Source organism: Streptomyces sp. NPDC059718 (assembly GCF_042733315.1).
Taxonomy (GTDB): Bacteria; Actinomycetota; Actinomycetes; order Streptomycetales; family Streptomycetaceae; genus Actinacidiphila.
This window is the reverse complement of the sequence record NZ_JBHWGA010000041.1, coordinates 59,362-83,891: the sequence shown is the minus strand read 5'-3', so window position 1 is coordinate 83,891 and position 24,530 is coordinate 59,362. Positions and strand designations below refer to the sequence as shown.

General features: G+C 71.5%; 22 protein-coding genes. 8 read left to right on the top strand and 14 right to left on the bottom strand.

From position 1 onward, the window contains the following. The first annotated feature begins 102 nt into the window (after positions 1-102). Entirely contained in the window at positions 103-543 is a 441-nt protein-coding gene (locus tag ACFV3E_RS34800; protein WP_500538665.1) for an ATP-binding protein, read from the top strand. A 21-nt stretch (positions 544-564) separates the two neighbouring features. Here the strand turns inward: ACFV3E_RS34800 and ACFV3E_RS34795 are convergent, their stop codons facing one another. The 8 genes from ACFV3E_RS34795 to ACFV3E_RS34760 all read right to left on the bottom strand — a co-directional run bounded on the left by ACFV3E_RS34795 (position 565) and on the right by ACFV3E_RS34760 (position 10,560). Continuing rightward, a complete protein-coding gene (locus ACFV3E_RS34795) occupies positions 565-1,815 on the bottom strand; it encodes a hypothetical protein (RefSeq protein ID WP_500538663.1) in 1,251 nt (416 codons plus the stop codon). Further along, positions 1,812-2,702: a hypothetical protein gene (locus ACFV3E_RS34790; protein WP_500538661.1), complete on the bottom strand. Its 891-nt coding sequence runs from the start codon at positions 2,700-2,702 to the stop codon at positions 1,812-1,814. The genes ACFV3E_RS34795 and ACFV3E_RS34790 overlap by 4 nt, the downstream gene beginning before the upstream one ends. A gap of 101 nt (positions 2,703-2,803) precedes the next feature. Further along, a complete protein-coding gene (locus ACFV3E_RS34785; protein ID WP_500538659.1) occupies positions 2,804-3,277 on the bottom strand; it encodes a hypothetical protein in 474 nt (157 codons plus the stop codon). Positions 3,278-3,380: 103 nt separating this feature from the next. Beyond that, positions 3,381-3,629, bottom strand: coding sequence for a hypothetical protein (locus ACFV3E_RS34780; RefSeq protein WP_500538655.1), 249 nt, complete (start codon positions 3,627-3,629; stop codon positions 3,381-3,383). Between the two features lie 176 nt (positions 3,630-3,805). Continuing rightward, positions 3,806-6,664, bottom strand: a complete 2,859-nt coding sequence (locus ACFV3E_RS34775; protein ID WP_500538653.1) for an FAD-binding and (Fe-S)-binding domain-containing protein — start codon at positions 6,662-6,664, stop codon at positions 3,806-3,808. 42 nt (positions 6,665-6,706) lie between these two features. Next, entirely contained in the window at positions 6,707-7,885 is a 1,179-nt protein-coding gene (locus ACFV3E_RS34770) for an anhydro-N-acetylmuramic acid kinase (RefSeq protein WP_500538651.1), read from the bottom strand. An 84-nt stretch (positions 7,886-7,969) separates the two neighbouring features. After that, positions 7,970-9,556, bottom strand: a complete 1,587-nt coding sequence (locus ACFV3E_RS34765) for a sodium:solute symporter (RefSeq protein WP_500538649.1) — start codon at positions 9,554-9,556, stop codon at positions 7,970-7,972. Between the two features lie 8 nt (positions 9,557-9,564). Then, complete coding sequence (locus tag ACFV3E_RS34760) at positions 9,565-10,560, bottom strand: N-acetylglucosamine kinase (protein ID WP_500538647.1); 996 nt, start codon at positions 10,558-10,560, stop codon at positions 9,565-9,567. A gap of 205 nt (positions 10,561-10,765) precedes the next feature. Between ACFV3E_RS34760 and ACFV3E_RS34755 the strand changes: the two genes are divergently transcribed. The 4 genes from ACFV3E_RS34755 (at position 10,766) to ACFV3E_RS34740 (ending at position 15,638) form a co-directional block, all read left to right on the top strand. Further along, entirely contained in the window at positions 10,766-11,716 is a 951-nt protein-coding gene (locus ACFV3E_RS34755) for a MurR/RpiR family transcriptional regulator (RefSeq protein WP_500327613.1), read from the top strand. A gap of 58 nt (positions 11,717-11,774) precedes the next feature. Further along, positions 11,775-12,671 carry an N-acetylmuramic acid 6-phosphate etherase gene (murQ, locus tag ACFV3E_RS34750; protein WP_500538645.1) on the top strand — a complete coding sequence of 299 codons (897 nt, stop codon included), beginning with the start codon at positions 11,775-11,777 and terminating at the stop codon, positions 12,669-12,671. Positions 12,672-12,789: 118 nt separating this feature from the next. Further along, positions 12,790-15,162 (top strand): SpoIIE family protein phosphatase, encoded by a 2,373-nt coding sequence (locus tag ACFV3E_RS34745; RefSeq protein WP_500538643.1) that lies wholly within the window; start codon positions 12,790-12,792, stop codon positions 15,160-15,162. A 101-nt stretch (positions 15,163-15,263) separates the two neighbouring features. Then, complete coding sequence (locus ACFV3E_RS34740) at positions 15,264-15,638, top strand: DUF488 domain-containing protein (protein ID WP_500538641.1); 375 nt, start codon at positions 15,264-15,266, stop codon at positions 15,636-15,638. Between the two features lie 372 nt (positions 15,639-16,010). On the opposite strand, the gene ACFV3E_RS34735 is transcribed toward ACFV3E_RS34740, so the two are convergent. Then, positions 16,011-16,607, bottom strand: coding sequence for a TetR/AcrR family transcriptional regulator (locus ACFV3E_RS34735; protein WP_500538639.1), 597 nt, complete (start codon positions 16,605-16,607; stop codon positions 16,011-16,013). 347 nt (positions 16,608-16,954) lie between these two features. On the opposite strand from ACFV3E_RS34735, the gene ACFV3E_RS34730 reads away from it, so the two are divergent. Next, entirely contained in the window at positions 16,955-17,704 is a 750-nt protein-coding gene (locus tag ACFV3E_RS34730; protein ID WP_500538637.1) for a glucose 1-dehydrogenase, read from the top strand. Between the two features lie 65 nt (positions 17,705-17,769). Here the strand turns inward: ACFV3E_RS34730 and ACFV3E_RS34725 are convergent, their stop codons facing one another. Beyond that, positions 17,770-19,239, bottom strand: coding sequence for an FAD-dependent monooxygenase (locus ACFV3E_RS34725; protein ID WP_500538635.1), 1,470 nt, complete (start codon positions 19,237-19,239; stop codon positions 17,770-17,772). A 614-nt stretch (positions 19,240-19,853) separates the two neighbouring features. Then, on the bottom strand, positions 19,854-20,606 hold the full coding sequence (locus tag ACFV3E_RS34720) for a ZIP family metal transporter (RefSeq protein WP_500538633.1): 753 nt from the start codon (positions 20,604-20,606) through the stop codon (positions 19,854-19,856). 720 nt (positions 20,607-21,326) lie between these two features. Here ACFV3E_RS34720 and ACFV3E_RS34715 point away from each other — a divergent pair. Then, positions 21,327-21,707 carry a thioesterase family protein gene (locus ACFV3E_RS34715; RefSeq protein ID WP_500538631.1) on the top strand — a complete coding sequence of 127 codons (381 nt, stop codon included), beginning with the start codon at positions 21,327-21,329 and terminating at the stop codon, positions 21,705-21,707. Between the two features lie 15 nt (positions 21,708-21,722). Here ACFV3E_RS34715 and ACFV3E_RS34710 read toward each other — a convergent pair whose 3' ends face one another. The 3 genes from ACFV3E_RS34710 to ACFV3E_RS34700 form a co-directional block, all read right to left on the bottom strand. After that, entirely contained in the window at positions 21,723-22,307 is a 585-nt protein-coding gene (locus ACFV3E_RS34710) for a hypothetical protein (protein WP_500538629.1), read from the bottom strand. A 78-nt stretch (positions 22,308-22,385) separates the two neighbouring features. Next, a complete protein-coding gene (locus ACFV3E_RS34705; protein WP_500372242.1) occupies positions 22,386-22,559 on the bottom strand; it encodes a hypothetical protein in 174 nt (57 codons plus the stop codon). A 104-nt stretch (positions 22,560-22,663) separates the two neighbouring features. Beyond that, entirely contained in the window at positions 22,664-23,449 is a 786-nt protein-coding gene (locus ACFV3E_RS34700; RefSeq protein WP_500538627.1) for an SDR family NAD(P)-dependent oxidoreductase, read from the bottom strand. Between the two features lie 106 nt (positions 23,450-23,555). On the opposite strand from ACFV3E_RS34700, the gene ACFV3E_RS34695 reads away from it, so the two are divergent. Beyond that, positions 23,556-24,527: a LysR family transcriptional regulator gene (locus ACFV3E_RS34695; protein WP_500538625.1), complete on the top strand. Its 972-nt coding sequence runs from the start codon at positions 23,556-23,558 to the stop codon at positions 24,525-24,527. Positions 24,528-24,530 lie beyond the last annotated feature (3 nt).

Sequence of the window (24,530 nt, the reverse complement as noted above, 5' to 3'; positions counted from 1 at the left end):
CCGATCGGTGTCCGCGACCCGCGCCGTCCTTCGCGCCGCAATGCGCGGCGGCAAGCGGGGTAGGCGTACTTCTGCCACCAACGAGCGGAAGGGAGCTCTCCGATGGCCGACTCGTCGATGAAGGCCGTCGGCTGGGCGCGGTCGTTCCCCGTCTCCGGCGGGGTGCGGGCCGGCCGGCGGTGGACGCGGCAGCACCTCGCCACTCTGGACTGGACGAAGGACGCGCCGGGCACGGTCGACGACATCCTGCTGGCCGTGTCGGAGCTCGTCACGAACGCGCACGTCCACGCCCACAGCGACGCCGAGGTCGTCCTCACCTGGGACAGCCGCTGCCTGCACGTCAGCGTCCACGATGACGACGACACGGTGCCCGCCCCGCGCGACGCCGACGCGGACGCCACCGGCGGGCGCGGGCTCGCCATCGTGGACGGTCTCGCCGACCACTGGCACACGCACGCCCAGCACCACGGCAAGACGATAACGGCGTGCTTCACGCCGCCCGGCCGCGAGGACCCCGGTCCGGACGATTCGGCCGAGCGCTGACGCCTCTGCCGCCGCTGCCACTCAAGTGTTGGTCGGTGGGGCGACGATCGCGAGGACGCCCTTGGCTACGGTCGTCCGCGTTCCGTCGTGTTCCTGGTAGAGAACTCCGCTGTGGCAGTGGGCCTGTGAGTCGTCGTGTGTCGCCGGGCCGATGCAGTCGGGAATGCGCAAGAGCACCGTGGTGTGATCGTCGAGCCTGCGCAGCATGGTGGCGGAGTCGCTGCCGGCACTCACCCACTTTCCGCCGTCCAGCCGCCACAGGGACGACGGGTGGTGCAGGACCCGGGTGTCGTTGGCCGCGCGCTCGCTGTCGTCGCAGGTCCAGGACGTGATCGTGGCGTACAGGTGGCCGTCGAAGGCCCACCACAGGTCGTTGACCTCCACGCCTCCGGTCACGCCCGGCACGAACCCCGGTGGCAGTGCAGCGGTCATGTCGGTGGCGGTGGCCTTGCCCTGGCTGTTCAGGAGGGAGATGGGGAAGGGGGCCGGGCAGGCGCCGGGGTTGGTACGCGCCGCCACCGCGATGTGCTCCTGCCCGTGGGTGCGAGCGGCTGCGGCGGGCATGTAGGCGTTTGATTCGAAGAGCGGGAAGGACACCTCTCCCCCACCGTCGGCGTCGACGAGCCGGAGATTCATGGCAGTGCCACCGCTACTCGTGATGGCGTACTGGGCCGTGAGCACCCGGGTGGGCGTGCCCGCGAGGAGCCCGGGCAGCCATGTGCTGCCGTTGCCGGTGAACGGGGACGGCTCCGTGCGCGCGGAATGCGCGCCGTCCATGGCGAAGCGGAGCATGCCCGCGCCTTCTTCACCGGCCGAGCCCATGAGTGCGAGTACGTCCCCCTCCCCGACAGGGGCGAGGTCGTAGCAGTGGGCGCAGGACAGGCGCCGTACCTGCCCGGTGGCCGCATTGACGGCGATCAGACGCGTGTCCTCGGGACGGTCCAGGAAGGCGTCGTCGGAGAGGAACACCACGTAACGGCCGTCGTATGTCCACGCCACCTTGTTGTGCTGCGGGTCGGCCAGGTCGAAGACCCGGCTCACCTCGGCCGCCGGCCGTCCACCGCGCATCAGCACGAAACGCGTCGGGGTGATGTATGCGTACGCCGGTCCCCGCAGCGTCGGCCCCTGGGCGTTGCGGCCCTCGGCCCCGTCCCCGCTGTCGGCGGCGAACCGCGGAACCAGGACGGCCACGATCACCGTGCAGATCACCACGATGGCGACCAGAGCCGCCAACCGGCCGATCGTCACCCCCTGGGGGCGCTGGCCACTCATCGCGAGGTGTCACTCCCCGACGTGGTGACGGCGTGCCAGCCGTCGGGTCCCTCCCGGTACGCCGACCGGTAGCGGTCGGACGGGCCTCCGGCGGCGGACGAGCGCGCGGGAGCCGTCAGGGTGAAAGGCTTGCCGTGGCGGTCGACGCGCTGGGTGAAGTCGCCGTGGGAGGTGGCGACGACGAGTTCGAGGGAGAAGGAGCAGTGGTGGCGCCGGCTGCTGACGCCGACGCTGAACGTCACCTGCTCACCCGGGCGCAGGCGGAGGGTCTTCTCGTCGAAGTAGTTGCGTCCCGTGGGGACGAGCCCGCCCTCGGTCCGGGCCCGCAGTTCGGGAATGGGGTCGGCGTCGTCGAGGTCGAAACCCAGGGCCACGGTGTTTCCCTCTCCTTGCGAGTACCCCTTGAAGTACGTCCCGTCGAGCGGTGCCGTGCACTTCTTCCGCACGTTGACGTCGCTGATCGTCACTTCGTCCGCGTCATTGCCCCGCAAGGTGAAGGTGATGGTGCCCGAACCGACCACCGTCGCCTGGTGGCCGGACCGCCAGGCATCGAAGGCGGCGGAATCGGGCGCGACGTCCGCGTTGAATTGCCGGAGTTCGGCAGGGCTCATGCTCAGTGGGCCGGGCAGCACGAAGTCTTTGCCGGCCAGGTCACTGACCGGGCCGGTGACTCCGCCGACGACCACCGGCGGCGAGGCTGAGGACGCGGGTGTGGTTCGGTCGTTCGACGAACCGCCGGTGTGAACCGCCATGACGACGCCGACGGTGGCGGCCACCGCGGCGACCAGGATCACCACGGCGGTCCTGGCACTGACCGTCCGGGGCCGGGCGTCTCCTCGGTCCGCGGCCGGGTACCCGCCGACGATGACGGTCTGGGCGGAACCCACCGCGACCGCGTGGCTCCGGGCCTCGACATGGGTGGTCGCCGGGCTCGCAGAGAACGGAGTCGGTGTGGGCCCGCGATCAGGCTCCGCTGCGGCCGGTTCGGTCAGCCCTGGGTCCGAACCGGCGGCTGAGGGGGGACCAGGCTCACGCTCCCATTGATGACACCCGCGGCAACGGACCCTTGTTCGGCATGTACGTCCACGTCGCCTTGGACGTGGAGACCGCCGTCCCAGGTCGAGCCGGCGACCGCTTGGCCCGGGCCCGCCGACAGCAGCTCACGCAGCACCCGGGCCGCCTGCTCCTGCTCTGGGCCCCGCAATTGCTGCAGCAGGGTACGGACCCGGTCCCGCCATTCCGTCTCATGACGTGACAGCGCCGCGCCGTCCTCAGGCCCGGCCCCCAAGGCATCGGCGGTGGCGTCGAGTTCTGCGAGCGCGCCTTCCTCCCTCTGCGCGTCGCCGCGTCCGAACCAGCGTCCGAGACCAGCCCGCAGGGTCGACCACGCGTCGCTGCCGGCGGCCTGTGCCACGGCTGTGCCGGCCGTCGCGGCCAGCGTCAGGAGTTCCTCGGACAGCACGGCATCCCCCATTTGTCTCTTGCCGGCTTCGTACGGGAAAACCGTAGCCGCCCCGGCCGCCCCGCACAGCGGAACACGCGTTACCGGGTGGCAGCCGCTCGGGTCAGGGGTGGAACGGGTCCGAGGAGTGCGTGAGCGGAGCGTTGTGCACGGACGCCGAGTTGTACGTCCAGCGGTCGGCGTGGGCCTGCTCGCGGCGGGCCTGCTCGATCAGCAGGCCGTCCACGTTCTCCGTGCGGCGGTTGCTGCGGCGCAGGAGTTTGACGACCAGGTACGTCACGAAGGACGCGAGCAGGAACAGGAGAATCCCGAGTTCGACCACAGCAGCTCTCCCCCGTGTGTCGACAGCCACGTGACCTGCATCGTATCCGCGGAACGGTGGCTTGTCCCTCCCGCTTGAGCCTCATTTGAGCGTGCGGGAAACCCGGTTGGCGCCGGAAGGCCGCACGCACGCTCCACGCGGAGGTGGTCGGGGGCACCGCGGACGGGTCGTGCCTGCGGGGGCTGGGCGGGCACTGGGCCCGCCCGTCAGGCGGTCGCCTCGTCCAGCAGTTCCAGGACGTGCCGGTAGGGGCGGCCGGTGGCGCGGGTCATGCCCATTTCGCAGGTGCGGTTGCAGGAGGCGTACGCGTCGTACGTCCCGGCGGTGATCTCCGCCGCCTGGGCGGCCGTCGCGGACTCCGTGACCTCCGGGTGGAGCAGTCCGCGGTCCCCGGCGAAGGCGCAGCAGCCCCAGTTGTCGGGGACGGTGACCTTGTCGCTGACCGCGGCCGCGACCTGGCGCAGGGCGGCGTCGATGCCCAGGTGGACGGTGGAGCAGGTGGGGTGCAGGGCCAGGGTGCCCATGCGGCGCGGGGCGGGCAGGGCGGGGAGCAGGTGCTCTGCGGTGAAGGCGACGCTGTCGACGAAGCGCAGGGCCGAGAACCGGGCGCGCTCGGACTCCGGGAGGGTGTCGGCCAGTTGCTCGAGACCGTGGGTGCAGGAGGAGGCGTCGCACACGACCGGCAGCCGCCCGCCGTCGCTGGCCTCCCACAGTGCCTCCAGGGTCCGGCCGGCCATGGTGCGGTGCCCGTCGGTGTAGCCCTTGGACTGCCATGGTGTGCCGCAGCACAGGCCGGTCAGGCCGTCCGGCACCGTGACCTGGACGCCGACGCGTTCGCACAGCCGCAAGAAGGCGGCGGCCGCGCCGCCGGAGTCCCCTTCGGGGGAGAAGACGCTGCCGATGCAGGCGGCGAAGAACACCGCCCGCGCCCCTTCGGGGTGCCTGGGGGCCGGGCGGGCCGGGCCGCCGCGCGGGATGTCGCCGGACCAGGTGGGCACCAGCTCCGTCGCCCCGAGCTTGCGGACCGCGCCGGTGGCGGTGCGGGTGACCGGGGTGGGCAGGACGTGGGCGGTGTTGAGGGCGGCGCGCACTGCGGTGACGGCGCTCCCCCAGTGCCGGGCGGTGGTGTTGCCGAGGCGCTGGGCGGTGGGGCTGTGGCGCTGCGCGCGCAGGCGCTTCATGACGGCGCCGGTGTCGATCGTGACGGGGCAGGCGGTGACGCACAGGCTGTCGGCCGCGCAGCTGTCGACGGCCGCGTAGGCGTAGTCCGCCTCCAGGGCGCGGCGGCGTTCCTCGTCGCCGGCGGCGGTGGCCAGGGCGATCTCGCGCTGCAGGGCGATGCGTTGCCGGGGTGTGGTGGTGACGTCGGCGGTCGGGCAGACCGGCTCGCAGTAGCCGCACTCCACGCATGCGTCGACGGCCGGGTCGACCGCGGGCACGCTCTTCAGGTCGCGCAGGTGCGCGGCGGGGTCGTCGGTCAGCAGGACGCCGGGGCTGAGGACGTCGTGGGGGTCGCAGAACCGCTTCAGCTCGCGCATGACCTGGTACAGCTCGTCGCCGTACTGACGGTGGACGAAGGGGGCCATGGCGCGGCCGGTGCCGTGCTCGGCCTTGAGGGTGCCGCCGGCGTCGAGGACGAGGTCGACCATCGCGTCGGTGAAGCGGGCGTAGCGCTCGGTCTCGGCGCGGGTGTCGAAGTCCTGGGTGAGCATGAAGTGCAGGTTGCCGTCGCGGGCGTGGCCGAAGATGACCGCGTCCTGGTAGCCGTACCGGTCGAACAGGCCGATCAGGCCCTCGCAGGTGCCGGTCAGCCGTTCCATGGGCACCGCGATGTCCTCCAGGAGCGCGGTCGTCCCAGCCGGCCGTGCCCCGGCGACGGCCGTGTACAGGCCCTTGCGCAGGTGCCAGAGCCGGCCGCGCACGGCCGCGTCGCGGGTGAGAGCGGACCCGGTGACCGCGGGCAGCCGGTCCAGGACGGGCTGGGCGGCGGCCACGGTCGCGTCGAGCGCTTCGGCGCTGTCCTCGGCGAACTCCACCAGCAGGGCGGCGTGCCGTTCCACCCGTAGCCCGCGCAGTTCCTCGACGGGGTCGGCGGCCTGCTGCGCGACGCGCAGGGATGCGGCGTCGAGGAGTTCGGCGGTGCGGGCGCCGACGGCCAGCAGCGCGGGCAGGGCGTCGGTCGCCTCGGCGAGGCCCGGCAGGATCAGCAGGCCGGTGGCGGTGTGCGGGAGCAGGGGGACGGTGCGGAAGACGGCCTCGCCGACGAAGCCGAGGGTGCCCTCGCTGCCGATCATCAGGTGGGCGAGGATGTCGGCGGGGTCGGTGTGGTCGAGGAACGAGTTGAGCCCGTACCCCATGGTGTTCTTCATCGCGAACAGCCGCTCGATGGTGGCGCGGGAGGCGGCCGAGCCGCGGACCCGGTCGCGCAGCCGCAGCAGCCCGGCGTGGAGGCCGGGCTCGTGGGCGCGCAGTGCGGCGTCCGCGTCGGGGGCGGCGGTGTCGACGACGGTGCCGGACGGCAGCACGAACTGCAGCGACTCCATGGTGCGGTAGGCGTTGTCCTGGGTGCCGCAGTTCATGCCGCTGGAGTTGTTGGCGACGAGCCCGCCGATGGTGCAGGCGCTCTCGCTGGCCGGGTCGGGGCCGAGGCGGCGGCCGTGCCGGGCGAGCCGCGCGTTGGCCTGGCGGACGGTGAGTCCCGGCTGCAGCCGGATGCGCAGGCCCTCGTCGAGGACCTCCGCGGAGCGCCAGTGCGTGCGGACGTCCACCAGGACGCCGTCGCCGCCGGCCTGCCCCGCCAGGCTCGTGCCGCCGGAGCGCAGTGTGAGCGGTATCCCGGCCCTGCGCGCCCCGGCCATGAGCGCGCCGACCTCGGCGGTGGAGGCGGCGCGCACCACGGCCTGCGGTGTGAAGAGGTACGGCGAGGCGTCGTGGGCGGCCGCGACCCTGCGGGGCACGTCGGTGGAGACCCGGGAGGGGTCGGCCACGCACGCCGTCAGCCACGCGGCCGGGCCGGGGTCGGCGGTGCGGGACGTGGTGGCGGGGGTGGCGGCGGAGGTGCTCATGGTTCCTCGGGTACGACGGTACGACGCGGCGGCGGCGGACGGTCAGTGGGCGGGGTCGGTGATCCGCAGCAGGCGGGGCGGCTGTGCTGCGGGTTCGGGCAGGCGCAACGGGGCCAGGCCGGGGGTGATGCTGCCCAGCACCGTGGCGCGGCGGGCGCCGGTGCCCGAGGTGAGGGTGCCGGGCAGGCCGTGGACGGTGAGGAAGCCGAGCACGGCGAAGGCGAGGGCCTCCTTCGCGTCGGAGGGCAGGCCCAGGTCGTCGCTGGGGCGCAGCGTCACGCCGGGCAGTTCCTCGCCGATCATGCGCATCAGCACCGGGTTGCGGGCGCCTCCGCCGGAGACGACGAGGCTGGTGACCCCGTGCGCCCGGCAGGCGTCGGCGACGGTGACGGCGGTGAGCCTGGTCAGGGTGGCGAGGACGTCGTCGGTGCCGGGCGCGGGCACGGCGGCCAGGGCCCGCTGCAGGTACGGCAGGTGGAAGAGTTCCTTGCCGGTGCTCTTCGGCGCGGGCCTGCGGTAGTAGGGGTCGTCGAGGAGGACCTTGAGCAGGTCGGGGTCGGTGCGTCCGGCCGCGGCGCGGCGGCCGTCCTCGTCGTAGGCGGCGGCGCCGCCGGTGAAGTGGCGTACGGCCGCGTCCAGCAGCGCGTTGGCGGGGCCGGTGTCGAAGGCCAGGGGCTCGGCGCCGGGGGCGACGACGGTGATGTTGGCGATGCCGCCGAGGTTGAGCGCGGCGGGCACTCCGGGCAGCCCGCGCAGCAGCAGGGTGTCGGTCATCCCGACCAGCGGGGCGCCCTGGCCGCCGGCGGCGACGTCCCTGCTGCGCAGGTCGGACACCACCGGCAGCCCGGTGGCCTCGGCGATCCAGGCCGGCTGGCCCAGTTGCAGGGTGCCGCGGACGGTGCCGTCCTCGACCCAGTGGTGCATCGTCTGGCCGTGGGACACGACGAGGTCGGCGGCACCCGCGCACAGCTCGTCGAGCGCGCGTGCCGCGGTGTCGGCGAAGGCCTGGCCGATGCCGGTGTCCAGCGCGCACACGGCCTGGGTGGTCGTCGTCGCGGGCGGCAGGGTCGCGCTGATCAAGTCCCGCAGGCCGTCGGCATAGGGCACGGACAGATGACCGAGCGGCCGCATGAGCAGGGTCGCGCCGTCCAGGGTGAGGTCGGCGGCGGCCGCCTCGATGGCGTCGTACGAGGTGCCCGACATCAGGCCGATCACGCGCATGGCTTCTCCCAACTGTGGTGTCCGGGGCGGTCGTGCGGTGCCCGGGGTGGGGGCCGCCCGTCGGCGGCCCCCACCCCGGGGGCCTCACTCGAGGCCGGCGCCCGCCGCGACACGACCGGAGCCGGAGCCCGACCCCGGGCCGCCGTCGGTCAGCTCGACCTCACGCACCTCGCGGACCTCGGGGGCCTTGTGGAACAGGCTCATCACACCGCCGATGACCAGGGTGATCAGCACGCCGATCGGCACCAGCCACTGGGCGGCGATGGCGGTCGGCACCGTCGCGCCCGCCACGGTGACGTCGATCTTCACCGAGCGCACGATGTAGGTCATCACGCCGACCGTGACCAGGAACGCGACGACCGCGTCGACCTCGTTGGCGCGCTTGACGATCCGGCCGAGCAGGAAGGCGCCGAGCAGCGCGCCGTAGGTGTAGCCCGCGATGGTCAGGCCGGTCAGGTAGACGTTGCCGGTGCTGGTGCTGAAGGCGCAGGCGAAGACGGCCATGAGCACGGCCCACACCAGCGTCATCACCCGGGCGAGCTTGAGCAGCGACTCCTCCGACGGGGTGCTGCGGAAGAAGCTGTGGATGATGTCGGCGACCGTCGAGTTGGACATGGAGTTCAGCGCCGAGGACAGCGAGCCCATCGCGGCGCCGAGGATGCCGGCCACGAGCAGGCCGGAGACCACCACGGGCAGCCCGTGCAGGATGAAGTTCGGGTAGAGGTTGTCGGAGCTGTGCAGTCCCAGCTCGGAGAAGCTCTTGCCCTTGTTGTACGACCACAGCAGCGCGCCGACGAGGGAGAAGGCGGCGAACTGGAGGAGGACGAAGACACCGGAGGCGATCATGGCCTTCTGGCCGTCGCGCAGCGAGCGGGTGGCCAGGACGCGCTGGACGATCAGCTGGTCGGAACCGTGGCTGGCCATCGCGAAGATGGCGCCGCCGATGATCGCGGTGGGCAGGGCGAACGGGCTGGTGAGCACGTGCGCCAGGTCGAAGTTGGTGTCGAACAGCTTGAAGTGGCCCGAGTGCAGGGCGTCGGAGAAGCCGCTGCCGCCGACGTGGCCGGAGAGCACGGCGATGGCGAGGATGGCGCCGCCCAGGTACAGGCCCATCTGGATGGCGTCGGTCCAGATGACCGCCTTGATGCCGCCGAGGTAGGTGTAGACGACGGTGATCACCGTGAGGACGATGATGATCAGGCGGTAACCGGCGTGCACGCCGAACTCGTCGAGCAGCAGCTTGATCGGGATCGCGGAGGCGAACAGGCGGACGCCCTCGGCGAGGAGGCGGGTGAACACGAAGGTCACCGAGGCGAGTCCTTGCAGCTTCAACCCGAATCTGCTGCCCAGGTACTGGTAGGCGCTGACGAACCCGCCGCGCTTGTACAGGGGGATCAGCACGGTGGCGACGACCACGCGGCCGATGACGTAGCCGAGGGCGAGTTCGACGTTGCCGAAGCCCTGCCCGCTGTAGGCGCCGCCGGGCACGCTGATGACGGTCAGCACGCTGGTCTCGGTGGCCACCACGGAGAAGGAGACCGTCCACCAGGGCATGTGCCCTTCGCCGACGAAGTAGTCCTTCGCCGTTTTCTGCCGTCCGGCCAGTCGCAGTCCGATCCAGGCGATGGCGATCAGATAGACGACGATCACGACGAGGTCGAGTTGGCGCACGCTCGCTCCTAAGCAGCGGCCGGCGGGATCACCGGCGTGGTGGGGACAGTGGGTGACGTCGTCCGGCGGACTCGGACGACGTGGGGTTCGTGCGGCACGGTGGCGTCCCGTGCCAGCAGGCGCGCGCCGTCCAGCGGGTCCCCGAGCGGGGGCCGCGGACTCAGCGGTGGCGCGGAGCCCTCGAGCATCGCGCGCAGCGGTGCCATGAGCGGTTCGCCGAGGCCGGTCAGCCCGCCGGTGACGGTGACGGGCAGGACCTCCCCGGTGATCCGGGCGGCGGCCGCGAGCACGGCCTCGCCCAGTGCGGTGGCGGCGTCCCGGACGATCACCCCGGCGACGGGGTCACCCGATGCGGCGGCGTGGGACACGTCCGGGGCGAAGGAGGCCGCGGTCCGGGCGGGGTTGCCGCCGGCCGCGAGGGCCGCGGGCAGCGCGTCGGGGTCGCCGAAGCGCCGGGTGGCGGCGGCCAGCAGCGTGGTGTCCGGGCCGCGTCCGTCGTGGGCGCGGAGTGCGGCCCGCAGTCCGGTCACCCCGATCCACGCGCCGCTGCCCTCGTCGCCGAGCCAGGGCCCCCAGCCGTCGACGCGGGCGTACGAGCCGTCCTCGCCGATGCCGATGGCGACGGAGCCGGTGCCGATGGCCAGCACCACGCCCGTACGGCCGCCGAGGGCGCCCGCGTGGGCGGTGACGGCGTCGCTGGTGACGGCGACCTCGTCCGCGGGCAGGTCCTGGAGGAGCAGTTCGGCCAGGGTGCGGGCGGCCTCCGGGGCCGCGGCCGCTCCGGCGGCGCCGACGCAGACGGCGGCGAGCCGGCCCGGGGCGTACCCCTCGATCAGCGGCAGGACGGCGGCGCGTACGGCGGCGCGCGCCGCTTCGACGCCGCCCTCGGCAGCGAGTCCCGGGGCTCCCGGAACCTCGTGGACGGGTCCGACGGTGCCGTCCGTGCCGGTGAGCACGGCACGGCAGCCCGTCTTCCCCAGGTCCACAGCCACTGCTGCTGTCATGCGGCACGCCCTTGTGTCGTACGGGATCCGGCACGTCGGGTGGTCACGGTGGGCGGTGACCGGCGCGGATCGCGGTGCAGCGAGTATCGGAAGGCAGACGTCCGTATGTCAATAAGTAACTTCACGAAATGCATCACGTAAATTTTTGACGCAATCGACGGGGCGTGGTTACGCTGACGCCACCCACTCAGGAGGGAACCCATCCATGGCCTCCCAGGACCCGACCCGCACCTCCGCGCAGCCGGCCCAGGAGTCCGCCACCGGCGGCGACACCCTGGCGCGCATCCGCGCGGCCCTGCCCGGCCTGGCGCCCTCCGAGCGACGGGTGGCCGAGGCCGTCCTGGCCGATCCGGCACAGGCGGCGGAGCTGTCCATCAGCGCCCTCGCCGAACGGGCCACCACCTCGGTCGCCACGGTCATGCGGTTCTGCCGGACGATGAAACTGGGCAACTACCCGCAGCTGCGGCTGGCGCTGGCCGCGGCCGCAGCCCGCGAGCACGCGCTCGGCGGCGAGCGGCCGACCCCGGGCACCGACATCAGCGCCACCGACACCCTCGAACAGATCGTCCACAAGATCGTCTACAACGAGGTCCGCGCCCTGGAGGACTCCGGGGCCGGACTGGACATCGAGGCGCTCGGCCGCGCCGTCGACGCCGTCGCGGGCGCCCGGCGCGTGGACATCTTCGGCGTCGGCGCCAGCGCCTTCGTCGGCCAGGACCTGCACCAGAAGCTGCACCGCATCGGCCACATGGCGTTCATCTGGACCGACCGACACGCGGCCCTGACCGCCGCCGCCCTGCTCGGCCCCGGCGACGTGGCCCTGGCCATCTCCCACTCCGGGGAGACCGAGGACACCGTCGAGCCGCTCCAGGCGGCCGCCGAACGCGGCGCCACCACCATCGCCCTCACCAACGTCCCGGGCTCCACCCTCGCCGACGGCGCCGACCTGGTGCTCGCCACCTGCGCCCGCGAGACCCCCTTCCGGTCCGGAGCGACCGTCAGCCGGATCGCCCAACTCGCTGTGATCGACTGCCTGTTCGTCGGCGTCGCCCAGCGCTCCTACGACGCCACGACCGCGGCGCTGCAGAAGACCTACGGGGCCGTGCAACGCCGCAGGCGCCCGCAGCCCCAGCGCCGCACCCCGGCGGACGACTGACCGCCGGCCCCGCACCACACCCCAGCACCACCAGCACCACCGAAAGGACGACCGCGCCGTGGACCTCAGCACACTCGGCACCGAGACCCGCAACGAGCGGACCGCCGAACTGGACCGGATGCCGGTCTCCGAACTCCTGTCCGTGATGAACGCCGAGGACCAGACCGTCGCCCTCGCCGTCCGCGAGGCGCTCTCCGAGATCGGCACCGCCGTCGAGGCCATCACCGAGTCCCTGCGCCGCGGCGGCCGCCTGATCTACCTCGGCGCCGGCACCAGCGGCCGCATCGGCCTGCTCGACGCCGTCGAGTGCCCGCCGACCTTCGGCACCGCGCCCGAGCAGGTCGTGGGCCTCCTCTCCGGCGGCCCCGGCGCGTTCATCGTCGCCGTCGAGGGTGCCGAGGACGAGCCCGCCAGGGCGATCGCCGACCTGGACGAGATCGGCGTCGGCGACCGGGACACCGTCGTCGGCCTCGCCGCGAGCGGCCGCACCCCGTACGTCATCGGCGGCCTCAAGCACGCCGCGACGCGGGGCGCCGTCACCGTCTCCGTGGCCTGCAACCGCGACGCCCTCGTCAGCCGCTACGCCGACGTCCCGATCGAGGTGCCCACCGGCCCGGAGATCCTCACCGGCTCCACCCGGCTCAAGGGCGGCACCGCGGAGAAGATGGTCTGCAACATGCTCTCGACCGCCGCGATGGTCCGCCTCGGCAAGGTCTACGGGAACCTCATGGTCGACGTGCGCGCCACCAACAACAAGCTCGTCGACCGCGCCCGGCGCATGGTCGTGCAGGCCACCGGCGCCGACCCCGACATCGCCGCCGAGGCCCTGAGCGCCGCGGGCGGCCACGCCAAGACGGCCATCGTGATGCTGCTGACCGGTGCCTCCGCCGAGGAGGCCGCCCGGCGCATCGAGCAGGCCCACGGCGACACCCGCACCGCCGCGGGCCAGGCCTGATCCCGGACCCGGCCCCGGGCCCGTCACGTGCACAGGGGAATCTGCCGCCCATCACAGCGGTTCTCCCCCTGAGGAGGCGAGCCTCCTCGCCCATGGCCATGGACGAGACGATCTGCATATGCACGGAGCGGAATCAGGGGACACACACCGGAGTCCGGCAGCGCACCGGGGGGCGGTCATCTCCGTCGACCCCGAGGGCCGCGTCGACGGCTGGAGCGCGGGGGCCGAGAGCATCCTCGGCTACCGCAGGGACGAGGTGATCGGCCGGCCCGCGCTGGACCTCGCCGACGACGACGCGCGCCAGGCCCTGGCGATCGGCCTGACCGGCCGCCGCTGGGAGAACCGGGCCGTGCTGCGGGACAAGGCGGGCCGTCCCGTGGAGGTGGACGTGCTGATCCGGCCGGCGTCCGCGGACGGCAGGTCCACCGTCTGGTTCGTCAGCGGGCCGTCCGGTCCGGCGGCGGACGACGACAGCGGCGGCGGCGGCGGCGGCGGCATGGTGGAGCGGGCCTGGTCCCAGTCGTCCGCCGCCATCGTCGTGTGGTCACCAGGACTGCGCCTGCTGTGGGCGAACGAACGCACCTGCCGGCTGTTCAACGCGGACGTCGACCGCATGCGGGGACGCCGGCTCACGGAGATCCTCACCCCCGACAGCCAGCACTACGCCGTCGAGGAAGCGCTCCGCCGCGCCCGTGACACCGGAACGACACAGTACGTCGTCACCCACGAGCAGGTGCCCGGGGAGAAGCGGCCCCATGAATGGGCCCTCCACATCGACCCCCTCCGGGACGAGGACGGCACCGTGGTGGGCCTCTGCTCCATGGCACGCGACAACTCCGCGGAATTCTGGGCCCGCCGGCGCCTGATCCTCCTCAACGACGCCCGCCGCAGCATCGGGCTCTCCCTCGACGTGGGAAGCACGGCCCAGGAGCTCACCGAGCTCGCGGTGCCCGACCTCGCCGACGTCGCCATGGTGCATCTGCTGCCCCGGGCGCTCGGAGGCGGCGGTGCCGCCTCCCGCGACCCGGTGGAGGTCCGGCTCGTGGCGGCGAGCGGCCGCGCGCTGCCTCCGGCCTCACCCTCCTGGCACGTGGTGGACCGCCGGTCCCTGCCCGGTCGCGCCCTGTCCGAGCGCAGAGCCGTACGGGTCGACCTGCCGCACGAGGCCGCGGCCTGGGCCGGGCGGGAGGGCGGCTTCGACCGGGACGCGCGCGGAGGGGCCATCTGCGTGCCGCTGGCGGCCCGGGGCGGCACCCTGGGGGTGGTGACGTTCCTGCGCCGCGGGACGGCGTTCGACTCCGACGACCTGCTGCTCGCCGAGGAACTGGCCGCCACGACCGCCATCTCCGTCGACAACGCCCGAAATTTCCAGCGCGAGCACAGTACGGCCCTGACGCTGCAGCAGAGCCTGCTGCCCAGGGAACCGCCCGCCCAGAACGCGGTCGACGCCGCCTACGGCTACCGGCCCGCCGACCTCGCCGCGGGGGTGGGCGGCGACTGGTTCGACGTGATCCCGCTGTCCGGCGCACGCGTCGCCCTGGTCATGGGCGACGTCGTCGGGCACGGGGTGCGTGCGGCCGCGACGATGGGACGCCTGCGCTCGGTCGTACGTACCCTCGCCGACATCGACCTCCCGCCGGAGGAGCTGCTCACCCGCCTCGACGACATCGTGAACCGGCTGGACCAGGAGACGGAGGCCAACGCCCCCGATCCGGAGGTCGGGGCGTCGGTCCTCTACGCGGTGTACGACCCCGTCTCGCGCCGGTCCCGGATGGCCCGGGCCGCCCACGTGGAACCGCTGCTGGTGCTGCCGGACGGCACGAGCCGCCGGGTGGAACTCCCGGAGGGACCTCCGCTGGGCCTCGGGGGGCTCCCGTTCGAGTCGGCCGAGGTCACCCTGCCCGAGGACTGCCTGCTCGTCCTGTTCACCGACGGGCTGGTCAAATCCCGGCACCAGGACCTCGACGAGGGGATCGCCAGGCTGCAGGCGTCCCTCGCCGCGGCCACGTCCTCGATCACGGCGGTCTGCGACGACATCATGGGCGCCCTGCTGCCCGGGGACGGCAGCGACGACGCCGCGCTGCTCGTCGCGCGGCCCCGCGCACTGGACGCGGCCGACGTCGCCCACTGGGACGTGCCGGCCGATCCTTCCGCCGTCGCGGCGGTACGCGAGGAGGCGACCGCGAAACTGGCCGCCTGGGGGCTGGAGGACCGGGCGTTCGCCACCGAACTCATCGTCAGCGAGCTGGTCACCAACGCCCTGCGGCACGGACGCACCCCCATCCGCCTGCGGCTCATCAAGGACCGTTCGCTGATCTGCGAGGTCACCGACGGGAGCAACGCCGCCCCCCACCTGCGCCGGGCGCGCACCTTCGACGAGGGCGGCCGCGGACTCTTCCTGGTGGCGCAGCTGTCCTCCCGCTGGGGCAGCCGGCCGACGGAACTCGGAAAGATCATCTGGTCGGAACAGCAGCTGGACCAGGCAGGCTGAGCCCGGCCGCGGCCGCCGCCCTTCCGGACGGGCCGCGGCACCGCACCGCCGATAGAGTGAAGATCGCGGGGGTATCACGACCGGGGCAGGTGACGACGGCCATGGCCGGACGGTTCGGCTACCGGAGGATCTACGAGGACGCCTCGTCCCAAGAGGGCAAACGCGTCCTCGTCGACCGGCTGTGGCCCCGGGGCGTGAGCAAGGAGCGGGCCCACCTCGACGAGTGGCTCCGCGACGTGGCACCGTCGGCCGACCTCCGTCACTGGTACCACCACGACACGGAACGCTTCCCCGAGTTCCGCGAACGCTACATCGCCGAACTGGAGGACCCCGATCACCGGCCGGCCGTCGAGCACCTGCGCGACCTCGCCGCCCACGACAAGGTCACCTTGCTCACCGCCACCAAGGACGTCGACCACAGCGAGGCGGCGGTCCTGGCCCGGTGGCTGGACTCCGCGGGGTCCGCGGGCCGCTAGGCCCTGGCCTCGATGTTTCGTGACGGCCTGTCGGTTTGTCTGGTGGGCCGCCGAGCGCCACATCCAGCAGGATCGTGCACGGCACGGGCCTTGCGCCACGGCACCACTGCCTGCGATATCCCCCGATCCAGGCCGGTCTTGCGGGCCGTCTCGACCAGCAGCACGGCGCATGGGGGTGGGCTCGGTGGTGGTGGTCGGCGAGAGTGCCGCCGGTACCGAAGTACCACCCAACGTGGGTGCCCACGGCGGCGCTCAGCTGGGCCCCTCCGGCCTCGCTGAGCAACACAAGACCGGCGTTCGTTCGGCTGATGCGAGCCGTATCCCAAAGCGCCGGAGGGTCCGGACAGGATGACACGTAGCGCGGTGGGCCTGTCAGTTCACGGAGCGAGGCAGTACGGCGAGGGCAGTCTGGGCGATGTCTGTCAGCATCTCCGGGTTCGCCCCGGCCTTGCCCAGCGCTTCTATGCCGCGCAGGACGGCGAGCACCAGCGCAGCCAGCTTTCCGGGATCCACGTTCGCGGCGATGTCGCCGTTGCGCTGGCAGGCGGCGATATCGTCCTCGAGTAGCGTGCGCAGTGCCTCGATGGTCGCGTGCGCCCGCTTGGCCACCGTCTCGTCGTGTTCGGCCAGCTCCGCGGCACCCTTGGCCAGCAGGCATCCGCGGTGCGCGGTGTCCGCGGCGGTGGCCGCAGCCACCAAGTGGACGTGGGCGGACAGCCGCGCGTACGCGTCCTTGTCGTCGCCGCGCAACTGCTGGCCCGTGGCATCGACAACAGCGGCACAGTAATCGTCGAACAGTCGACGGAACAGCTCCTGCTTTCCGCCGAACGCGCCGTACAGGCTGCCTTTGCCAAGGCCTGTTGCCGCGGCGACGTCTTCCATGCGCGTGGCGGCGAACCCACCGGACCAGAACAGGTCACGGGCGATGTCCAGAACCTGCTGCTCGTCGAACTTCCGAGGTCGCGCCATGACGAGCAGCCTACACGTTTCTTGACTCTCCCGTCCATAACGGTCAGTTTTGTGGACGGGGGAGTCAAGAACCGAGGGTGGGGATGTCGTGACGGAAGGGCCCGTGGGCAAGGCGGCGGTCGCCGCCGAGGGCAACAGCAGCATCGGAAAAGCGTGCATGCCCCGTGGGTGTGATCGCTTGACGGCGGCGCGCACCGGGGAGTGGGACGGGTCACAGTTTTTGACCCGTCCGTCCATTACTGCGTTTTTTACCGTATCGTCCATAACGAGCCCGCCGGATCAGGCGCGGGACTGACGCAGAGCAACGGCCGCGGAGTGCAGACCTCCGCCGAATAGGAGCCTTGACCATGGGACAGCTCGACGGTAAGACAGCCATCATCACCGGGGGTAACAGCGGGATCGGGCTGGCCACCGCCAAGCGGTTCACCGCCGAGGGCGCGCATGTGTTCATCACGGGTCGACGCCAGGAGGCGCTCGACGCCGCGCTGGCTGAGATCGGGCCGAATGCCACTGCCGTTCGGGGCGACGTCTCCGATCTTGACGACATCGACCGCCTCTACGCCGCCGTCGCCGAGCAGGGCCGTCGTATCGACGTGCTGTTCGCAAACGCCGGCGGCGGCGAATTCTCCACCTTGGAAGACGTTACCGAGAAGCACTTCGACTCGACCTTCGGTATCAACGTGAGGGGTACGCTCTTCACGGTCCAAAAGGCGCTTCCACTGCTGAACGAGGCCGCTTCGGTCATCCTCACGGGATCCACCGCCGCCACCTCGGGCGCGGAGGCCTTCGGCGTCTACGCCGCATCCAAGGCCGCCATCCGTAGCTTCTCCCGCACGTGGGCCAACGAGCTCAAGAGCCGGAAAATCCGCGTGAACACCCTCGTCCCGGGTCCGATCGAGACGCCCGGCAACTCCGGACTGGCTCCCAATGATGCAGAGGCTGCCAAGCTCTGGGACTTCTTCGCCAGCCAGGTGCCGCTTGGCCGGATGGGTCGCCCAGAGGAGGCCGCTGCGGCGGCACTCTTCCTCGCCAGCGATCAGAGCAGCTTCATCACGGGAACCGAGCTCTTCGTCGACGGCGGTCTCAACCAGGTCTGAAGGCCCTCGTCGGGACAGCAGGCCGGCCCGGGGCGGCAACCGCAGTTCACCATGGAGAACCAGGTCTAAGCAGCGCCTGCGCCCTCACCGCAGTGGCCGGCCAGTGCCTGCCTGATCTGATCGGCCCGGCGGTGCGGGGACTGCTCGGACGAGGCCCACGCAATGTAGGCGTCCGGTCTGACCAGTACGGACTTGCTGGTCAGGCCGGCGGGGGTGACGCACTCCACCGCGTCGGCCCAGACTTCGGTCACCGAAGAAGAGAGTGCTGTGTCCGCCGGTGTGACCAGTACAAACCGGCGGCCGCGCAGCGCCTCGTACAGGCGTCGTCCGTCGCTGAGGAGGACATCCGGCGCCCGTTTCCCCGTGAGCGGGTGCGCGCCGGCCGGGGCGCCGTAGGCGATGTCGATTCCGGACATCGCCCGCCCCAGCCGCAGGGCCACCGGCGGGAGACGCAGGACGGTCCGGGCGGTGATGTCCCGGATGCCGCGGAACGCCCGAGGAGTGGTCAGTACACCACGTAGCAGCGCACCGCTCATGCGCAGGACCCTGCGCCCGACAGGATGTCTTTCGGCCTCGTAAGTGTCGAGCAGAGCTTCGCGGGCATGGCCGTGAAGTACGGCAGCCAGTTTCCAGCCCAAGTTCGCAGAATCCTGAATGCTGGTGTTCATGCCCATGCCCCCGGCGGGGGAGTGCACGTGCGCCGCGTCACCGACGAGGAAGACCCTGCCTACGCGGTAGTGCGGCGCCTGCCGCTCATCGCTGTGGAACCGTGATATCCAGCGCGGGTCGTGCATGCCGAAGTCGCTGCCGAGCGCCCTGCGGGCGACGGCCCGGATCTCCTCCAGATCGACCGGTGCGCTGTCCGGCATCTCATGCTGGCGATTCCACGCCATGATGCGGAACCATCCGTCGCCGAACGGTACGAGTATCGCGAAGGCGTCGCCCACTGCCCCTACGGTCGGGGGCTTTTTCGGGGGATCGGCCAACCGGACATCGGCGAGCATCATCGACCGCACCGCGGAGCGGCCGGGGAACGGCAGGCCGAGCGATCGGCGTACCAAGCTGCTTCTTCCATCGGCGCCCACGACGTACGACGCGCGCAGGGTCCGGGAGGAGCCATCCGCCGCCCGGACCTGAACGTCAACACCGGTTGCATCTTGCGCAAGCCCGAGAGCCTCCCAGCCTTCCCGGATGTCGGCTCCTCGGGAAAGGGCCCGCGCACGGAGTACTTGCTCGGTATGGTATTGCGGCGTCACCAGTACATGCGGGTACCGGGTTGGCAACCGCGACAGATCGATCTGCAAGAACTGGAGAACCGGGTTGCGGATACCGGTCGCAAGCAGCTGGTCGGCGACACCACGGGCGTCCAGTTGTTCCATCGTCCGGGCGTGGACTGCAAACGCCCGGGTGAGCTGTGATTCCTGTTTGCGGCGTTCGATGACGGTACACCTGACACTGGCCTCCGCCAGATCGCCCGCCAGCAACAGCCCCGATGGGCCTGCTCCTACGATCAATACCTGGTTGTCGGAGCTCATGTGATCCCCTCCAGGGTTGCCGGGGCCACGGTGGTGAGTGGGTCAGAGAGCTGGTTCTCGGCTTTTGGCCCGCCCGTCCGGCCAGATGACCGGAAGTCGCTGTCCCGGACCAGCCCCAGCGGCAACCTCACCGTACATACCGTACCGCTGGCCCAGGGCCTGCGCGCGGCGTCCCGGCACGGGTTGCCCTTGTCACCGTTCGGAAGACGGAGACTTACGGGACCCCGGCTCGAGTCGGAGCCGGCACGGGCATACGATTGCTGTTGCATTCCCAAAGAACTCGGCTCCCGCCGTGCGCCACGTATTCGGGAGTAACACACCTTGGCGCACTCGGCCGACCGCCGAGCAGATGCCGCGGCCACATGGATGGATGACGACTCGAATGAACTGCTGTTTTGTAGGCGGATGCGCCTGTGTGTGGGGGTGCATTGACCACCGGCAGCCCCGAACTCCTCCGGAGCCGTATCAGTTCGCACCCTCATAGCCACGGAACACCATGAGCTGCTGCCCCCCACCAGCTGCACCACCGTCCAACGCACTGCGAAAAGCCAGCCATTGAGCCGTCTCCCGCGCGGGCCGTGGGGCAGAGGGCACCACCAACGACCTACTCACAGTCAGCTCGCAAGCCCGATCACCAGCCACATCAGCAGAGTCCCGGTCACCGTGAACAAAAGAGTCGCCTTGGAGGGATGCGGACTGTGAGCCTCCGGCAATATGTCGGACGTCGCAAGGTAAAGCAAGAAGCCGGCGAAGAACCCGAGATACAGACCTAGCAACCCCGTCGGTATCGTGAACCCCAAAGTGATCGCTGCCCCGGCCACCGGGGCGACTGCGTCGGCTACGAGCAGTAGTTGAGCCCGGCGCCGGGCATTTCCGTACAGCCTGGTGATCGTGTAGGTGTTGAAGCCGTCGGCGAAGTCATGGGAGATCACCGCGATGGCAACGACGATGCCCAACGTATTGCCAGCCTGATAAGCGGCGCCGATGGCGAACCCGTCGATCACGCTGTGTCCCACAAGTGCTGAGGCGGCGGTCAGACCGATTCCCTCCGCCGATTCCTGCGTATGCCCGAAAGCGTGGGAGTGCGCGGCGTACTCGCTCTCGTGGGCGCGATGGATGGCGACCCCTCGCTCCACCACGTGCAGAGTAAGGAACCCCGCAACGAACATCAGCAATGCTGCGGGAACCCCGAAAACGTGCCGTGGCTGAGCGGTCAGCGCATCGGGAAGCAGGTCGAAGCCGATGACGCCGAGCATGAGCCCGGCGGCCAGACCGAGCACCAGATGACGGCGGTCGCCAACCCGCTGTGCGACGACACCACCGATAAGAGTCATGATCATGGCGCACACGGCTATCAGAACCGGCATGAAACAATTTTCCGCGACGTCGTGAGGGGTTGCTACTCAGGCCTTGACCCCTGATCTTGGACACACGAGACACTGGATCTGAGGATCTGAGAACGGACATCTCGTGGTCATGAAAAACTATCCGCCGCAGTTCAAGGACGACGCGGTCGCGCTGTACCGGCCCGCGGCCCCAGGCGACGATCCGGCAGGTCGCTGCCGATCTGCGGATCAATTCAGAGATCCTGCGGAACTGGGTCCGGGCGGCCGGAGCGAGCCGGCCCGGGTGAAGGTGCCCGCCGAGCCGCCAATGCGGTTGGAGGCGGAGAAGGTCGCTCTACGTGCCGCTCAGGACCAGTACGTCCGAAGGACTCAGCTCGCAGGACTACTTCGAGACCCGCGACGTGCGATATCGCCCGATCCAGGCCGGTCTTGCGGGCCGTCTCGACCAGCAGCACGGCCCCGGGCCTGCGAGACGACGCCGCGACCGCCGCCCTCGACACGGACACGCGGGTACAACCCGATACGCTTCTCCACCGGGGAGTGCTTCTTCCCTCGCAGCCAACAGGACCCTCAGCAAGTCCTATCGTTGCAGGTCAGGAGCACTTCCCGCGTTTCTGATCAAACCTCGAACAGCCCACCTCGTGAAAGCACGAGGCTAGTCGCCCGCCCCGGCGTCGAGTTGGGGGTCCGCCCGGACGTGGCTTGCGGGAAGCAGGACGGTGACGGTACTAGCGTGGTGGCATGCGCTACGAGGTGACCGATGCCGACACCGCGACGACGCTGGGCAGCGGCGACGTACCCGTCCTGTCCACACCGCAGCTCGTCGCCTGGCTTGAGGCGGAGACGGTGCACGCCGCGACGCCCTTCACGGCGGCGGGACAGACGACGGTGGGGACGGCACTGCGGATCCGGCACGTCCGCGCCACGCCGGTCGGCGGCAAGGTCGACGTCTTCGCCGAGCCCCCGCCCTCCCCCACCGGCCGGCGCCTCACCTTCCGGGTGCGGGCCGTCGACGACTGGGGCCGGCTCGTCGCGACGGGCGAGATCGACCGTGCCGTCGTCGACAGGGAACGTTTCCTTGCGGCCGCCCTCGATCCGGAGCACCCCGACGAGCCGTCCTGACGCGGCGGGCGTGCCTCAGCGCGGGAGCCGGTCCAGGAACTGCTGCGGGGTGATCGCGGAGCCGCCCTCGAACGACACGACGGGAACGACCTCGTCGTCGTACCAGACGACCGGCATCCCCACGACGCCGAAGGACGCGAAGCGGCCGGCCGCGTCCCCCGCCCAGCTCAGGTACGTGTCGTCGGTGACCTTGCGGTCGAAGTCGGCGGACCTCAGCCCCTCGACGCGGCTCGCCGGCGAGAGCAGCACCGGTGTCTCGGAGAAGCGGTCGTTCACGGGCGGGAAGGGCTGCTCGGCGAGAAGCACCGACAGGTAGTCGATGAACTGCCTCTGTCCCGCGTCGCTCGCCGCGGCGAGCGCGCCCAGGCCGCGCTGGGAGCCGATGCCGCCCACCGTGTCGTCGATCTCCGCGGCGAAGTGGAACTTCAGGACCGTGCCACCCTCGTCGGCGGTCCGCCGCATGGTGCCGAGCAGACTCTCCGCCATGGTGTGGCTGGGCCGGTCGCGCAGTTCGAGGAACACCTGGAGGTCATGGGCGCTGTCCGGGTCCCCGTAGTACACCGTGCCGCCGCCGGCGCCCGTCGTGTTCGCCGGAATCATGCTTCGAGCCTCCCATACCTGGCCGGACGGCACGACCGGGCTCCGGCCACCGCCCGGTGGCTTCGTCACGGCTGGTCGTCAGTGCTTGAAGACGTCCTTGGTCCTCTCCTTCGCGCCGCGCATCTTGCCGCGCGATTCGAGGGCGGCGCCCTTGGCCGCGAGCGTTTCCTTGTGCACCGCGTGGGCCGCCTTCCGCACGGTCTTCCCCACGACCTGTTCCATCTTCGCCTTGGCTTTCTCTCCGGCGCTCATCTCGGCACCTCCACGGCCTCTCAACCGGCGCGTGCCCGTGGCGCGGGGGTCGAAACCACGCCCGCCGCCGGTCGCACGACCCCGGCACCGGCAGGCCGACCGGGTCAGAGCAGCGACGCGGTCACCGCGGCGAGGCGCCGGCGGTACTCCGCGTCGTAGGCCTCGGCGGCCGCCCGGGCTTCCTTCTCGCCCTCGAAGTACCGCCCTGTGACGCCCGCCAGCGCGGGAGCGTCGACCAGGCGCCGCGTGGCCGCGACGCCCTGCTCCAGGGAGTCGACGACGTCCATCCCCGAGCGCCGGGACATGGCGGTGGGCATGAAGGTCGCCGGGTGGACGCTGTTGACGGTGATGCCGGTGCCGGAGAGTTCATCGGCGAGGTCGAGGCCGTGGCAGATGAGCGCCAGCTTGGAGCGGCAGTAGGCGGCGACGTCGGTGTAGTCGCGGGTGAGTTCGGGGTCGTCGAGGTCGAGCGGCTGCTGGCCGATGGAGGCGACGTTCACGATCCGGGAGGGTGCCGCGCGGTGGAGCAGGGGGAGGAGTTCCCGGGTCAGCACCATCGGTGCCAGGTAGTTGACGGCGAGGCGTAGTTCGTGTCCGTCGGCGGAGGTCTGCCGCCGGGTGCCCTCCGCGTGGAAGCCGATGCCGGCGTTGTTGACGAGCACGTCCAGCCGGTCGTGCCGGGCGGCGATGCCGGCGGCCAGGCGCCGGACTTCGGCGAGGGAGGAGAGGTCGGCCCGGTGGGGCTCGCCACCGGTGGCCGCGGCGACCTCGGCGAGGCGCCCGGGGTCGCGGCCGTGCAGCAGCAGGGTGTGCCCGCCGTCGGCGGCGAGGTCCTCCGCGAGGGCGCGGCCGAGCCCGTCGGAGGCGCCGGTGATGAGGATCGTGGCCATGTCGTTCACCTTTCGGGTGGAGCACTGGGGACCGCCGGTTGACCTGCGGCGGAACGGTCTCGACCCTAGGTCGCACAGCCATCGGCCAACCAATAGGATCCTCGACATGGCTCATCAGAATGCCGATGGGAACACAACCCGCCCCGACGAAGGCGGTACGGCCGCCGCCCCGCCTCCCGGCGCCCCTTTGGACCTGGGGCTGCTGCGCACGTTCCTCGCGGTGTACCGGGCCGGTTCCCTCACGACGGCCGCCCGGATGCTGCGCATCTCGCAGCCCACCGTGACCGCGCAGGTGCGCGCGCTGGAGCAGCAGCTCGACCGGCAGCTCTTCGAGCGGCTCCCGCGGGGCGTGGCCGCCACATCCGTGGCCGACGAACTGGCCGGACAGGTCGCCGGGCCGCTGGACGCGCTGGCCGAGGTCGCCCGCCGCGGTCGCCCGGACCCGGAGGCGCCCCCGGAACCGGTGCACCTGGCGGGGCCGGCCGAGATGGTGTCCGTCCGGGCGCTGCCCGTCCTCGCGCCGCTGGCGGCCCGGGGCGTCCGGCTGCGCATCACGACCGGTCTCGCCGAGGACCTGCTCGAGGGCCTGCACGCCGGCCGCTTCGACCTCGTCCTGTCGGCGGTGCGGCCGCGCGGCCGCTCCCTGGCCGCCGTCCCGCTGATGGACGAGGAGTTCGTCCTGGTGACGACGCCGGAATGGGCCGCCGGGATCGGGCGGCTCACCTGCGACGACCCCGGCCCGCTGCGCGAGGTCCCGCTGGTGGCGTACGCCGAGGACCTGCCCATCCTGCGCCGCTACTGGCGCCACGTCTTCCGCACGCGTCTGCACGCCCGGCCCGCCGTCGTCGTCCCGGACCTGCGGGGGGTGCTCGCCGCCGTCGCCGCGGGAGGGGGTGCGACGGTGCTCCCCCGCTACCTGTGCGAGACGGAATTGGCGTCCGGCGCGCTCGTGGAGTTGCTGACGCCGGAGGACCCGCCCATCAACACCGGCTTCCTGGTCGGACGGGCGGGCGCGCCCGCCCGCGCGCCGGTCACCGCCGTACGCGAACGGCTCCTGGAGGCCGCCCGAGACTGGTGACGG